Source organism: Microcoleus sp. PH2017_28_MFU_U_A (assembly GCF_020738035.1).
Classification (GTDB): domain Bacteria; phylum Cyanobacteriota; class Cyanobacteriia; order Cyanobacteriales; family Microcoleaceae; genus Microcoleus.
Genome location: NZ_JAEQCX010000033.1, coordinates 48,361 through 61,551, shown reverse-complemented (window position 1 = coordinate 61,551; position 13,191 = coordinate 48,361). Strand labels below are relative to the sequence as shown.

Here is a 13,191-nt window from a genome sequence, read left to right as displayed (position 1 = left end):
TGATTAATTGTTTGAAGGCGTTTTGACTTCAATCTATCTTACAGCAGATGTGTCTGTCTTTGCCAATTGGTTTGGGAAATTCTTTTCGGTGCTAAATCTTTTTTGGGAGTTTTCCGAACAGGTAAAAAAAGCTACTCAACTTCTTGACAGATGGCAAGTTTTAGGTTGTATAGATTCCTGAACTATTTAGCATAAACAGTTTGATTTCCGTACTCTGTAACTGTCAACTATCCACTGGTATATGTCTTCCTTGTCTTGTTTATTTGGCAGTTTTCTGCTGTGAGATTTTCCGACTGTCGCCCTGCGCCCACGGGCGATCGCGAGTGCGCGCGTGTTACAACCTAGGCTAAGGAACAAAATTGTGATCTCATGGAAATAGTGGTAACGCTGCTGCTGGGTTCGGCGCTGTTTGTCTGGGGAATGCGCGCAGGAAAGGCGTTAGTGCGATCGGGAGTGACGGCTAACGATCTGTTTAAGGGCCGAAACTCGATCGCCCTGCTGTTTTTGGGTTTTTACTTTGGCTTGCTGCTGCTGGCGTTAAATCTGCCTCAAATGCCTGTTTTGCCGATCGAGTGGCGATTCCATGGGATGCGAGTAACTTGGACTCTGCTGCGGGTGATGCTGATGGGAGTCTGCGGTATTGGGTTTACTGTAAGTTGGTTGACGGCGCGATCGCAAGTAATCGCAGTAATTTTAATTGGCTTGTTGGGATTGGGAGGATTTACAAGCGCTGAATCCTATTTTTTGGAGCCAATTTACGCTGATTTAATCGATAATTTGCAGCCAAACGGTGTATTTCGGCAAACATCTAGCAGCAGTTGTGCACCGGCGGCGCTAGCAACCGTGTTGAGGCGTTGGGGAATCGAGGCGACGGAATCAAGCGTAGCGCGTTTGGCGGGCACAAGTCTCTTGGGTACTTCGATGCCACAATTGATTGTAGCAGCGAGGGCTTTGGGTGTAAGTGCAGTGGAACTGCGGCCGACTTGGGAGCAAATTCAGCAAATTAATCGCCCTGGAGTGTTATCGGTTTGGCTGTTTGACGGCCCTCGGAAGTTACCGCACGCCGTGGCTTTGCTGGGAATGAATGACAGTGTAGCAGCGATTGGAGATCCGGCGCGGGGCAGGATTTTCTATTTAGACAGGGCGACTTTTGCCATGATTTGGCGGGAGGAGTACGTGCCGATTTTTCGTGCTACGGATATGTTGTTAAGTGACAAACAGGCTGTTGATTATTTGACTAAGTTAGGATATAATTCTGGTAATTTGCCAGCAGACATCGAGCGATTTCAAACAGACAAAAAAATGAAAGTCAGCGGCAAATTAGATAGAATGACTGAGTTAATGTTGAGCGGCCCTTTCTTGGAAGGAGTGCCGAGATTGGATGGAAAATAGTTATAAAAAATACCGCGCTCAAGTTTGTAGTGAGGACTTCAGTCCTCTTAAGTTTTTGAGGACTGAAATCCTCACGAAAAACCCGGGCTTTTAGCGCTCTTTCCTAATATTATAAAGAGCGCTGAAGCGCAACTACGTACCTAATTTGTCTAACGACAATAAAACCACCCTGTTTTTTAAGGGGGGGGGTTAGGGGAATCGGTTTTCAGTTAAGCGTATTGTATCATAGCATTCATCAAATATCTCACAAACAAATACCAGCCCAACTATCAATTGACTGAGTAGATTTAACCACATTCATCCCCGCCTGCGCGAATCTTAAAAAAGCCGCATCTGCTTGTTCAGTAAAATCAACAACACCAGGAACAACCACCGGCGAAGTACAATCTTCCAACAAATAAACCTTCCTAGCCAACATAGAATCCCGCGCCACAATGTCAGTCAACAAATCATCAATCGTCCAAGCAACACAATGACTCTTCGCTTGTCCCGCAATAATTACCGCATCAAACTCTAACAACTTATCAATAAACCCAGCATTTTTATGAGCAATCGGATTTCCGTCGGCCCCATCTAAGACTTCCGGCTGCAAAACCGAATAGTTTTCAGTTAAGGGATTCCCACCTTTAATCTCAAAAAGTGCTTGACTGTGGCGCGCCATACTGTGAAAAAATATCGCTTCTTCCACCGCAGAAACCAGGGCGTGTCCAATCCCACCCAGCATCGAGTGATACGGCCAAATTGTCAAGGGAAATTTGCCATTGTCGCTGAGTTTCTGTACGTAGTGAAGGCAGTGTTTTTGTAGTTCCGCATAATTCCCACCCGCGATGCTATCGGCGACGGCTGGGTTGACTTTCCAAATTCCTTGCTGCACATCTTCCAGAGTAATTAATGTGGCGGCGGGAATGGGGTTTTCGCCTGCATCATCGATCCAAAATATGGGATGAAAAATTTGCATGGCGGTGTGCGTATCCATTGTCGGCGCAATCGTGGTAATTGCGTTTAAGTTGCGGTAGATGAATTCGCATAGGCGCAGGTTGTCATCAACAGCACCGCTACCGGAACGCCCGCCGACAAATAGTTCAAATTCCGGTACGCAAAATGTATTTTGGGCATCAATTATTAGCAAACAAATTCGCTTTTCGTCGCTAGCTGCTGGCTGAATACTATGTTTTAAAGCCCAATTATTAGCTTCATTCGCTCTTTCTTGATAGGGAACTCGCCAGATTTGACTGATTTTATGGGCATCGAAATATTCTGGAATTGGGAGTTGTGTTTTTGTGGTCATGGTTGATATGTTCAACAGTTGACAGTTGACAGTTGACAGTTGACAGTTTGAGAGCTACCTCTACCTAGAAGGAAGAGGATTGGAGTAATGAATATTCTGATTTTAATTTCTCCCTCAAGGGGAGAGGCTTTCAACCAATTCTTTCTGGTAAGTTAACAACTGCTATATAATGCTGGTATCTATTTATTTATCGGTCAATTATGGAGCCAGAAGCAAGTCAGATTTCTAGCAGCTATACTTTTAAAAGCAGATTGTTGTTTTTGTCGATCGCCCTTGCAGTCCCTCTGTTAATTGTAGCAACTAGATCCGCCTACGTTCAAGGACTGTTAAGAGCTGTTTTAATCCAAATCGAGCATTTAGGCGTCTGGGGCCCGATCGCCTTTATCGCTACCTACAACTTCGCTACGATACTATTTATACCTGGTTCCGTGCTGACCTTGGGAGGCGGCGTGCTGTTTGGGCTGTGGTGGGGCTCGATATACGTGTTAATCGCCGCCACCCTAGGGGCGACCTTTGCTTTTCTGATCGGGCGATACCTGTCGCGCGATCGCGTGGTAAAATATATGGAAGCTCACCCAAAGTTTCAAGCCCTCGATCGCGCCGTTGCTAAAGAAGGATTAAAAATAGTCTTTTTAACTCGTCTTTGTCCTTTATTTCCGTTCAATTTATTGAATTACGCTTTGGGGATTACTCAGGTTTCTTTGAAAGATTATGTATTAGGTTCCTCCGGCATGATTCCGGGAACCGTGATGTACGTTTACTCAGGTTCTTTGGTAGGAAATATTGCTGCTATATGTACGGTAAATCAGCCTGCAAATCCTCAAGCCGAACTTGTAAAATGGTTGATTAATACCATCAGTTTTACGGCTGCTGTCGCCGTCACCGTCTATATAACTAGGATTGCTCGCAAAGCTTTAGATGAAACTATTTAATTAGGAAGATTTGCTCATGTCGCAGTCAAAAGTCGATCGCGTAACAGTCCCCCCGATGGACGAATACAACCAAAAATTAGTCTCCTACTTGCATCCGCCGGATTGGGTAAACCCGCAGCCCGCTAGCAGCTACAACTTAGTAGTAATTGGCGCCGGGCCCGCCGGATTAATTGTGGCTGCGGGCGCCGCAGGTTTGGGTGCGAAAGTTGCTTTGATTGAAAAACATTTGATGGGTGGCGACTGTTTGAATGTCGGTTGTGTCCCGTCAAAGGCTTTAATTCGATCGGCCCGCGCTGTCGGCGATATCTGGAATGCGAGTAAATTTGGTGTTAATGTTCCTAACAGTGCAGAAGTGGATTTTGCTGCTGTGATGGAACGGCTGCGCCGGATTAGGGCGGGAATCAGCGATGTCGATTCAGTCGATCGCTACCAGCACAAATTAGGAGTCGATGTTTTCTTAGGTTCCGGTAGTTTTACTAGCAATTCTACCATAGAAGTTGCAGGTCAAACTCTTAAATTCAAAAAAGCAGTAATTACCACAGGCGCAAGGGCGCTAGAACCGCAAATTCCCGGTTTGAAGGAAGCTGGATATTTGACAAATGAAACTGTATTTAACCTCACAGAAAAACCTCAGCGTTTGGCGGTAATTGGCGGTGGGCCGATCGGCTGCGAATTAGCCCAATCTTTTCGGCGCCTGGGTTGCAAAGTCGTGTTGCTGCACAAAAATGCTCAGATTTTGGACAAGGAAGATGTCGATGCTGCTACCATTGTGCAGGAAGCTTTTGTCAGGGAAGATATTCAATTAATTTTAGACTCAAAAATAGAGCGCGTTGAACAAACAAATGCAGGCAAAGTAGTTTATTATCAATCTCAAGGTAAGGAAGCGTCGGTAACGGTAGATGAGATTATTGTCAGCGTAGGGCGATCGCCAAACGTGGAAGGATTGAACCTAGAAACTGTCGGCGTGGAGTACGATACAGAAAAAGGCGTCTTTGTCAACGACAATTTGCAAACAACCAATCCCCGCATTTACGCCGCCGGTGACATTTGTATGAAGGATAAATTTACCCATGCTGCTGATTTTGCCGCCAGAATGGTCATCCAAAACACCCTATTTTTCGGGCGCAAAAAGCTCAGCGCCTTGACGATACCTTGGTGTACTTATACTAGCCCAGAGGTGGCGCGCGTCGGAATGGGCGATCGAGAATTGCAAGCCGCGGGGATTGATGTCGATACGTTTTTGATTCCTTTCGATACAGTCGATAGAGCAATTATAGATGGTGAAGATGAAGGTTTTGTGAAAATTCACGTCAAGAAAGGCAGCGATAAAATATTAGGTGCAACTATTGTGGCGCGACACGCGGGAGATATGATTAGCGAGATTACTTTAGCAATGGTAAACAATATTGGTTTAGGAAAGATTGCTAGTGTCATTCATCCGTATCCGACGCAAGCCGAAGCAATTCGGAAAGCAGGAGATGCTTACAATCGTACTCGCTTGACTCCGTTTGTAAAAAATTTGTTCAATAAATGGCTGGCTTGGACGCGGTAAAAAATGCCATTATAATTTACGCACAAATTGTATCTAATCTTGTGGGATGGGCTTCTAGCCCGTCCGAAACATAAAAGTTAAAGGTGAAACAAATTATGTATGTTGATGTTTCTTGTGGGATGGGCTTCTAGCCCGTCCCGAATATGCAATTTAAATGTGAAATAGCCTATTTTTCAGTTTCTGTTTCCGTTTCTATTTCAAAAGTAACACCTTCATACAAAAGTTCGATCGCCAATTCAAATTCAATGCTTGACAAAGTTACAATCTCTCCAGCACTATAAGAATAGTAAAGCCACATTTTACCCTCACCCCGACAGTAACGTTCAACGGAGATTTTTTCAGAATCAATCAAGATATACTCTTGTAAAGTCGGAATTTTCAGGTAAGCCGTGAATTTTTCATCCCGATCCTTACCACTTGTACCGGGCGAGAGAACTTCCACAATTAGTTTCGGATGTTGAATAAACTTGCGCGCATTCATATCTTCAGGATCGCAACTAACTATCACATCCGGGTAATAGTAACGGCTGCGAGGACTGACTTGCAATTTAACATCTGACACGTTCGCGCGACAACCTCTAGAACGCAGATGAGGGCGCACAGCCGTGTAAAAATTAAGTGCAAGATCGTTATGGGGAATTGTACCGCCAGTCATCGCAAAGACTTCGCCGTTGACATATTCGTAGCGAATGTCTTGTTGCGCTTCCCATTCGAGATATTCCTCGAAGGTCATCCTTGGGGGTTGTTGGGGAATAGCTATCATATTGACAGTTGACAGTTGACAGTTGACAGTTGACAGGTAAAATTTGGATTCAATCTTACTTCGATTGTAGCATCACGGCCAGGGCGATTTATCGCCCGAATCCATCCTTCGTTAAAAATCCCCTTCATCTACTTGAAATACAGTCAATCCCAACGATCGCCACATATCAACCACCTGCTGGCGATCGTCCAATACAAACTTAACATTATATTGCCCTGCAATCTGCTGCCGATAGATTTCCTCCTTCATAATCGCATCCTTCCTCATATCCCCAGTTTTCCGCATATAGAGACCTGCATAATTCACCTCGTATTGCCGCAACCATTGTTCAGTCTGAGGTTGACAGTCATCGGTTCTGCCCGATACTACGATAATATTAACGCTAGACTGCCACTTGCGGATGGTATCTAGGACAGGCTGATTCGGTAAATCGCGATCGCACTTTGAAGCATCAAAAGGATTTCTACCATTGAGAAGCGCTAATGTACCGTCCATATCTACAAGAATTGCATCCGGCAAATCCGGGTTATATTCCGGCGGCGCAACCGGAACCCGCACGTACTTATTGTACATCTTCATTATCACATCTTTACCCACCGAATTAAGTCTTTTCAAATCCCGTTTAATACACTCCTCCACCGGAACTTGCAGGAAAGAATCATTAACTTCAACGATGGCTTTACCCTTAACCAACTCTTTGATATGTTCGATATGCGGCCCGAAATTAGTATCGTCCACAATCACGTGCTTGCCACTTTCCAAAGCCATCAGAATAATCGTATCTCTCAACTGCACAATAAACTTTTCATTCGCCGGAGACCAATGAGAAGCGTGAGCCATTTCTCGAAGTAAATCTTTATTGCTACGCACCCATCTTGCAGGTTCAGACAGCAGCAATTCTCTCGCAAATAGAGATTTTCCAGAAGCAGGTAAGCCGACAAGTACAATAACTCTTTTCATAGTAATGGGTAATGGATAATTGGTAATTTGCAACTTAATTCTTTAGTCCGCGGAGGCGGACTTTGTTTGTGTAGTAGCGGTTTCAACCGCCGATTCTCTGCGAACCTCACAAACCTAAATTGATATAATCTAAACCCAATAACTCCTCTATCTTATGAATCGTAACATCGCGGAGAGCTTCTTTCACTCCCGCAACCCTGCGAGCCCGCAAAGAAAACAAAATCCCAGAATATGGCAAATGCTTCACAGCCAAGGCAAAATCTTTCTGAACTTCGATAGATTCGTGCTGTCTGTAAACCTCCTCGATTTCTTGAACTAACAATTCATATTTACTCTTAACTTTTTGATACAAGTCAATCCACTCGGGAAAATAAGCTAAAAACTCTTCTCCTTCATTAGTCAAAACAATTTCGATCATCCGCCGCGTCGAAAACCCTTCGCGAAGGTGGGAAATCGCCACATATTGCGGAGACTTAACCTTAACTCGGTTGAAGTTAGCATCGCAGATAATATACCCTTCTAAATCCATTGGATCTAAATGTTGAGCTGCTTCGATAACTTCTTTCCAGCTAGTTAAAGGATACGAATTGACTACTTTCCAGACATATCTGTTTGCCCAGAAAAGGGGATCTGTTTCTCGCAAGGTTTCAGTATTGCGAACCCCGTGCAGCACGATATCATTGTTTTTTTGCTGAACAACTATTCTATTATAAGGTGTCATCAACTCAAAGATAAAACACTCATCGGTTGCTTCCGGTAATTCATAGCCCAATTCTTTCCAGACTTTCCAAAACAGTTCGGCAAAGCTAAATCCAAAACCATTAACTTCACCCGCTGCATCGGGAGTGCCGCTAGATTGCACTCTCCATTCTCCCTGATAAAAATACAGTACAGTCAGAGAACCGTCTAACTTTTCATAAACTTTGGCGTGACTCCAATCAATCGCTGTGGCGTGGCCTTCCCCGTAATTAAAAAATTTGTCGTAGGGATAAGAAACTATTTCCCAGTTTTGAGATGAATCTAAAATAATACCTCGACACTGCTGGACTATTTTTTCGCCCAGCGGGGATTCTATCTGCGAGTATTTCAGGCAGACTAGATGAGGATATTGGCGGTGGCGGGTAACTTTGATATGATAAGTTTCGCACAAAGTTTCTAATCCGTGCTGGCGTAAATACTCTTGCAGTTCCACGTTTGACTCCTAAATTACTCGCCTTCTCTATTTTATCGGAAATTGCATATTTCCGTGCATTTGTAAAGAAAATTTAAACTTGCTTTTTTCCTGAATGCCTGTTGTGGCTTTTGTATTTGGGAGTTGTGTTGTAAATTAAGTGAACACGCTTGGGTGCCAAACTGGACTGTTTCGACATTGAGGACGAAAATAGTGAACAATAAATTATTACTTTTGGCGACTTCTGCGTGCGTATTGACTGCTTTAGTACCTGTATCGCAAGTTTTCGGTGCGGGCAAGTTGCCGCAGATGCTGGCGGAAACAAAGCCTGTTGCTAAAGCTGATGCTGCCGTGCCTGTAAGTGAAATTTTGCCAAAGTTAAAAGGCAAAACGCAAGTACCTATTTTTATCCCCAGCTTGGTTCCTGTTTCGCAGAAACTTTACTATCGAACCCAAAGTAAACCCGACAGCTATATTGTTTCTATGGAGTTTACAGCAGATTGCAAAGGTACGGGCGCTTGCACTTTTGGGGAAATTAGAGGTCAAAAAGGTGGTGAGTTTTCTACTAAAATGGAAGGGGTAACTAAGACATTAAAAACTGTTCAACTTGCGGGCGGAGTGAAAGGAAATTTTCACGACGGTTGCGGGGCTTACTGTACGGCTAATCTTGAGTGGAAAACTCAGGGTTTTATGTATACTCTAGCCATTAGAAATGGAGGTGAAGCAGATTTAATTAAGATTGCAAATTCTGCTATTCAAGCTGGTAAACGCTAAGATAATTTGCGATTTTGTAGAGAAACGAAGCAATTTTAGTCCTGGCGATTGCTTCGTTCCTCGCAATGACAGAGAATATTATATATTTTGGGAGCCTTGAAACCAGTTAAGCTGGGGAAGCAAGAGAGAATGGTTGTGATGTCTACAGGGAAATCAGGATGAGGGGAAAAGGACTATTTTGGGCGATTTTTGCTGGTGTGGTGACTGCTTTGCCGATCGCACTTTTGACGCCCAACTCCGCGTTAGCACGTCCAGAAGTGTCTGTGACAGAAATTCGCTGGTTTAATTATACTTCCAAAGATGGCTGGCAATCCATCCAATTTATTGTGCCCGATCGCAATACTGCACAATCTACCAGCAGCCGCAAGCTGCGCCCCTACGACGTTCATCTTGCCAAGATGTTCGAGATTTCGCGTTTTTTGTGCGATCGCGATCGCACTTCTGAAGGTTACAATTGGTCTTACCAAGCCGAAAATGGCAACATTGACATGGGAATCTTCAAAATTAGCTGCGAGAAAGCCCGTTCCACCGCCATAACTTACGGATTAGGCAAACTCGAAAATACAGTCATTCGCCGCAACTTCGATCAAAAAGACGGCCGCCCTTCTCTTGCAGTTGTAAAATATTCAATTCCCACTCTGAACGTTGCTAAAAATAGAGTTTTACAGTGGAGAGATTATGTCCAAAAGTTTCCCCCAATCCCCAATAAGTCAGGTACAAATCAAGCTAAAACTCGTTTTCCTGTAAGTAACATTTTTGGGCAAATCAAAGGCAAAACACGAGTACCAGTTTTTCTGCCGAGTATGCTTCCTCTATCGGATACTCAGCAACTTGATTTTGATATCAAAGCTGGCTCCCACGGCTACATTGTTGGAATGTATTTCGGCAAAGGATGTCGCGGGGGAGCCTGTACTTTCGGCACAATTGAAGCGAAAAGAGATGAACCGATTTCGCCTCCTTCGCAATTGCCGAGAGATACTTACAGAAGTATTGAATTAGCAGGCGGAATGAAGGGAACTTATTTCAATAGTTGCGGTAATTACTGCATTGCTTCTGTTGAGTGGCAAAGGCTGGGGGTGTTGTATCGAGTAAGTCTCAAAAACGGACGGCAGTCAGATGTTGTTGCGATGGTAAATTCTGCACTTCAAGCAGGACAACGTTAATACTATTTTCGATTTTGTATTAGGTACGTTGTTGCGCTTTAGCGCTCTTTCTTATAGACCAATACGGTTTACTTAAGATGGTCGGAAGAGAGGAACGAAGCATAAGCCCTAGCCCTTTCAGGGCGGCTTCGCCAACGGGCAGGCTTCGCCAACGCAGTATCTATTTTTCATAGGGTTTTACCCCCAGGGCAGTCTTAAGTAAACCGTATTGTCTTATAGACAAGAGAAGAGCGCTAAAGCGCAACAACGTACCTTAATAACCTACATTTGTTTCGCGATCGACACGACATAAAAAGTAACGGGCTACATCAAGAGCATTTTTCATGGTTTTATGACTTTAGTAATTTGATAAATTAACTTTTGATGGTACTCTATTAGCCCGGTTCAGAAGTTCGATCGCAATTACATCGCCCTTTTCCCCTCCTGTCTATATTTCTCTCTCCAAATCCCGCCACCTTTGAGCTAACTCTGCCGCCGGCTTCTACCGCGTTCATCCGCATTAACTCTAGGAAAATCATACATCCTCGGCTGCCTTTGGCTCGAAATGCCGATCGACTCAAGCCACCCAAGCCAACGCAAAATTGGAAACACCCTTAAAGCTCGCTGCTGCCGATCAATATCTGGTATTACTATTTTATCGCCCGAATTGTCCCAACCAGCAATTAAAGTCCCCACCTGCGGTACGCTAGATCAGGTGAATATACTGGCTCATTTCAAGCTATCCTGCGATCGATCTTATGTCCCCAACCACATCTGCCCCTTCCCGAACCGTCCGCATCGGTTCCCGCAAAAGCCAACTCGCCCTCGTTCAAACCCACTGGGTGCAAGCAGAATTACAGAAACGCTTCCCGCAACACACTTTTGAAGTCCACACCATGTCCACCCAAGGGGACATAATTCTTGATGTCGCCCTCGCTAAAATCGGCGACAAAGGACTTTTCACCAAAGAATTAGAAACGGGAATGCTGAACCGTGAAACGGACTTTGCCGTGCATTCCCTCAAAGATTTACCGACCAACTTACCCGAAGGTTTAATATTAGGATGTGTCACCGAACGGGAAAATCCCGCTGACGCCCTGGTAGTTCACTCCAAGCACAAAGACAAGCAACTTGACACCCTCCCCGAAGGTGCAGTAATCGGCACTTCTTCCCTCCGTAGGCTGGCTCAACTGCGGCACCATTTCCCTCATTTTGTATTCAAAGATATTCGCGGCAATCTCAATACTCGACTCGCTAAATTAGATGATGGCGGTTACGACGCGATTATTTTAGCAGTTGCCGGACTCGAAAGATTGGGAATGGGCGATCGCATCCACCAAGTTATCGATCCTGAAATCTCCCTCCACGCCGTCGGACAAGGTGCTTTGGGCATCGAATGCCGCGCCGGAGATCCAGAAATCCTGGAAGTTATTAAAGCTCTCGAACACTCCGAAACCGCCCAAAGATGTCATGCTGAACGCGCATTTCTGCGGGAATTAGAAGGCGGCTGTCAAGTACCCATTGGCGTCAATACCAATATAGAAAACGGTCAATTAACATTAACTGGAATGGTATCCAGTCTCGACGGCCAGCGATTCGTCAAAGATACTGTTTCCGGCGCAGCCGAGACTGCTGAAATGCTGGGAATAGACCTCGCTCACCGCCTGCGCGCCCAGGGAGCGAGTGTTATTTTAGAGGAAATCTTTGTCGAAGTTCAACGCGGTTCATAAATGCGATCGACATCTGTTTTTCACGGCTTTGAGACGCGATTTATCGCATTTGGTAAAATAAAAATAACTGGCGGTTCGCTTTTGTTTTGACAGGTACAATAGCAGTCTGATTGTAGATTTTAGATGGTGATTTTAAATAAAATTGCCAAATTCACAAATATCTGACTAATTTAGGATGCTCCGCAGGATGTTGAGAAGCCCGGTTTATGGATAGATACCTTGCTGTAAAGCCCAGGATTTTTCGTAGCAACTGGGTTTCTTTGCATCAGCCCTATCATTGTCAATATACAATCCAAAATCTCCAATCAAACATCGACAATAAATCAACAACCTATTTCAGGGAAATGCAAAATATGAGCGCTCAGGAAACTCAATTAAAGCTAGAATTGGCAAAAGTTCAGCAACTTTATCGCAAAATGCAGGCAGATCGGAAAGCTTTGCAGCAGCAATTGAAAGAGTTTAAAACTCAGACAGGAAACTTTTCCGATGTCGTCGAGCAAGTCTTGCCTTCCGTAGTTTCAGTTTACGTGATGGATTGGGATACAGGAGAAGAAATTTCTTCCGGGAGCGGCTTTTTTGTATCTCCTGACGTAATTGTCACTAACTATCACGTTATCGAAGATATTGCCGATGAAGATTACTTCTACGAGGAAGATGAAGTCGAACAGGTTTTAGTGGAAACTTACGACGGAAAGTTGAGAATGGCAGAGGTGGTATTTACAGGTAATGCGGAAGAGGATTTAGCATTGCTGTTGATTACTGGTTTTATCATCGATCCGGCAACAGGGGAACAAGTGGAGTCTCCCGAAGAATATCCTCCCCTAGAATTGTCTTTTGATGTCAAAGTGGGCGATCGGGTAATTGCTGTGGGCAATCCTATGGGACAGTTTGCTGCAACTGTAACTCAAGGTATTATTAGTGCAATTCGCGAACCGGAAGAGTATGAGGTGGGCGAGGATGATGAGGATGAGATTGCCGAGGTGAAGGTGTTGCAAACGGATGCGGCGATTAATCCGGCAAATTCGGGCGGGCCCTTGATTAATATGGCCGGTCAAGTGGTTGGGGTGAATACGTGGGGGTTGGAAGATGCTGATACTATTAATTTGGCGATCGCCTCCGTTGCATTGGATGACTTCTTGGCTGGATTTGAAGAAACTTTTGAGGGTGAACCTGATGAGGAATAGTCGCTAGTTGTCGGTAATCTGTGATTCGGGCGATCGCACTTTTTGTGAAAAGATGTGAAAAGGGCGATCGCTGACTTCAGCATAATATACTGAGTATGAGTTAACAGGTAAACCCTTGAGTCCTTATAAACGCCGACAACGCTATAGGGTAATAAACTTGGTTTTTTGCGATAGAAACTCAGTCATCCAAATAGTCACTACTGGTCAAACAGTTCCATTAAAGCCAGTTAATGTGCCGCGAATTTCATACTTATTACCATAGCGCGTTTGTTCGCTTGGTGTTGCATCTAGAGGCAAAATTTG

At 44.4% G+C, this 13,191-nt stretch carries 11 protein-coding genes; 7 read left to right on the top strand and 4 right to left on the bottom strand.

Going from position 1 to position 13,191, the window contains the following annotated elements; translation table 11 throughout:
* The first annotated feature begins 369 nt into the window (after window positions 1–369).
* Window positions 370–1,392, top strand: a complete 1,023-nt coding sequence (locus tag JGK14_RS05835) for a cysteine peptidase family C39 domain-containing protein (RefSeq protein WP_325314846.1) — start codon at window positions 370–372, stop codon at window positions 1,390–1,392.
* 244 nt (window positions 1,393–1,636) lie between these two features.
* On the opposite strand, the gene JGK14_RS05830 is transcribed toward JGK14_RS05835, so the two are convergent.
* The gene (locus tag JGK14_RS05830; RefSeq protein ID WP_293192337.1) at window positions 1,637–2,680 is read right to left on the bottom strand and encodes an isochorismatase; all 1,044 of its coding nucleotides are present in this window, start codon (window positions 2,678–2,680) and stop codon (window positions 1,637–1,639) included.
* Window positions 2,681–2,880: 200 nt separating this feature from the next.
* On the opposite strand from JGK14_RS05830, the gene JGK14_RS05825 reads away from it, so the two are divergent.
* Both JGK14_RS05825 and JGK14_RS05820 read left to right on the top strand, forming a co-directional pair.
* Window positions 2,881–3,612, top strand: a complete 732-nt coding sequence (locus tag JGK14_RS05825; protein ID WP_293176965.1) for a TVP38/TMEM64 family protein — start codon at window positions 2,881–2,883, stop codon at window positions 3,610–3,612.
* A gap of 16 nt (window positions 3,613–3,628) precedes the next feature.
* On the top strand, window positions 3,629–5,164 hold the full coding sequence (locus JGK14_RS05820) for a mercuric reductase (protein ID WP_325314845.1): 1,536 nt from the start codon (window positions 3,629–3,631) through the stop codon (window positions 5,162–5,164).
* A gap of 166 nt (window positions 5,165–5,330) precedes the next feature.
* Here JGK14_RS05820 and JGK14_RS05815 read toward each other — a convergent pair whose 3' ends face one another.
* The 3 genes from JGK14_RS05815 to JGK14_RS05805 all read right to left on the bottom strand — a co-directional run bounded on the left by JGK14_RS05815 (window position 5,331) and on the right by JGK14_RS05805 (window position 8,079).
* Window positions 5,331–5,897, bottom strand: coding sequence for a Uma2 family endonuclease (locus JGK14_RS05815; protein WP_325314844.1), 567 nt, complete (start codon window positions 5,895–5,897; stop codon window positions 5,331–5,333).
* 141 nt (window positions 5,898–6,038) lie between these two features.
* Window positions 6,039–6,887: a phosphatase domain-containing protein gene (locus tag JGK14_RS05810; protein ID WP_293176971.1), complete on the bottom strand. Its 849-nt coding sequence runs from the start codon at window positions 6,885–6,887 to the stop codon at window positions 6,039–6,041.
* Window positions 6,888–6,993: 106 nt separating this feature from the next.
* Window positions 6,994–8,079: a T4 RnlA family RNA ligase gene (locus JGK14_RS05805; RefSeq protein ID WP_293216983.1), complete on the bottom strand. Its 1,086-nt coding sequence runs from the start codon at window positions 8,077–8,079 to the stop codon at window positions 6,994–6,996.
* A gap of 192 nt (window positions 8,080–8,271) precedes the next feature.
* Between JGK14_RS05805 and JGK14_RS05800 the strand changes: the two genes are divergently transcribed.
* The 4 genes from JGK14_RS05800 to JGK14_RS05785 all read left to right on the top strand — a co-directional run bounded on the left by JGK14_RS05800 (window position 8,272) and on the right by JGK14_RS05785 (window position 12,888).
* Window positions 8,272–8,832 carry a hypothetical protein gene (locus JGK14_RS05800; protein WP_293176975.1) on the top strand — a complete coding sequence of 187 codons (561 nt, stop codon included), beginning with the start codon at window positions 8,272–8,274 and terminating at the stop codon, window positions 8,830–8,832.
* Window positions 8,833–8,990: 158 nt separating this feature from the next.
* On the top strand, window positions 8,991–9,995 hold the full coding sequence (locus JGK14_RS05795) for a hypothetical protein (protein ID WP_293191440.1): 1,005 nt from the start codon (window positions 8,991–8,993) through the stop codon (window positions 9,993–9,995).
* A gap of 737 nt (window positions 9,996–10,732) precedes the next feature.
* Window positions 10,733–11,704, top strand: a complete 972-nt coding sequence (gene hemC / locus JGK14_RS05790) for a hydroxymethylbilane synthase (RefSeq protein WP_293176980.1) — start codon at window positions 10,733–10,735, stop codon at window positions 11,702–11,704.
* 353 nt (window positions 11,705–12,057) lie between these two features.
* Window positions 12,058–12,888 (top strand): S1C family serine protease, encoded by an 831-nt coding sequence (locus JGK14_RS05785; protein WP_293176982.1) that lies wholly within the window; start codon window positions 12,058–12,060, stop codon window positions 12,886–12,888.
* Window positions 12,889–13,191 lie beyond the last annotated feature (303 nt).

Excerpts from the sequence above, each read along its gene's own strand:
- JGK14_RS05835 (WP_325314846.1), top strand. The coding sequence starts at position 370 with ATGGAAATAGTGGTAACGCTGCTGCTGGGTTCGGCGCTGTTTGTCTGG.
- JGK14_RS05830 (WP_293192337.1), bottom strand. The coding sequence starts at position 2,680 with ATGACCACAAAAACACAACTCCCAATTCCAGAATATTTCGATGCCCAT.
- JGK14_RS05825 (WP_293176965.1), top strand. The coding sequence starts at position 2,881 with ATGGAGCCAGAAGCAAGTCAGATTTCTAGCAGCTATACTTTTAAAAGC.
- JGK14_RS05820 (WP_325314845.1), top strand. The coding sequence starts at position 3,629 with ATGTCGCAGTCAAAAGTCGATCGCGTAACAGTCCCCCCGATGGACGAA.
- JGK14_RS05815 (WP_325314844.1), bottom strand. The coding sequence starts at position 5,897 with ATGACCTTCGAGGAATATCTCGAATGGGAAGCGCAACAAGACATTCGC.
- JGK14_RS05810 (WP_293176971.1), bottom strand. The coding sequence starts at position 6,887 with ATGAAAAGAGTTATTGTACTTGTCGGCTTACCTGCTTCTGGAAAATCT.
- JGK14_RS05795 (WP_293191440.1), top strand. The coding sequence starts at position 8,991 with ATGAGGGGAAAAGGACTATTTTGGGCGATTTTTGCTGGTGTGGTGACT.
- hemC (WP_293176980.1), top strand. The coding sequence starts at position 10,733 with ATGTCCCCAACCACATCTGCCCCTTCCCGAACCGTCCGCATCGGTTCC.
- JGK14_RS05785 (WP_293176982.1), top strand. The coding sequence starts at position 12,058 with ATGAGCGCTCAGGAAACTCAATTAAAGCTAGAATTGGCAAAAGTTCAG.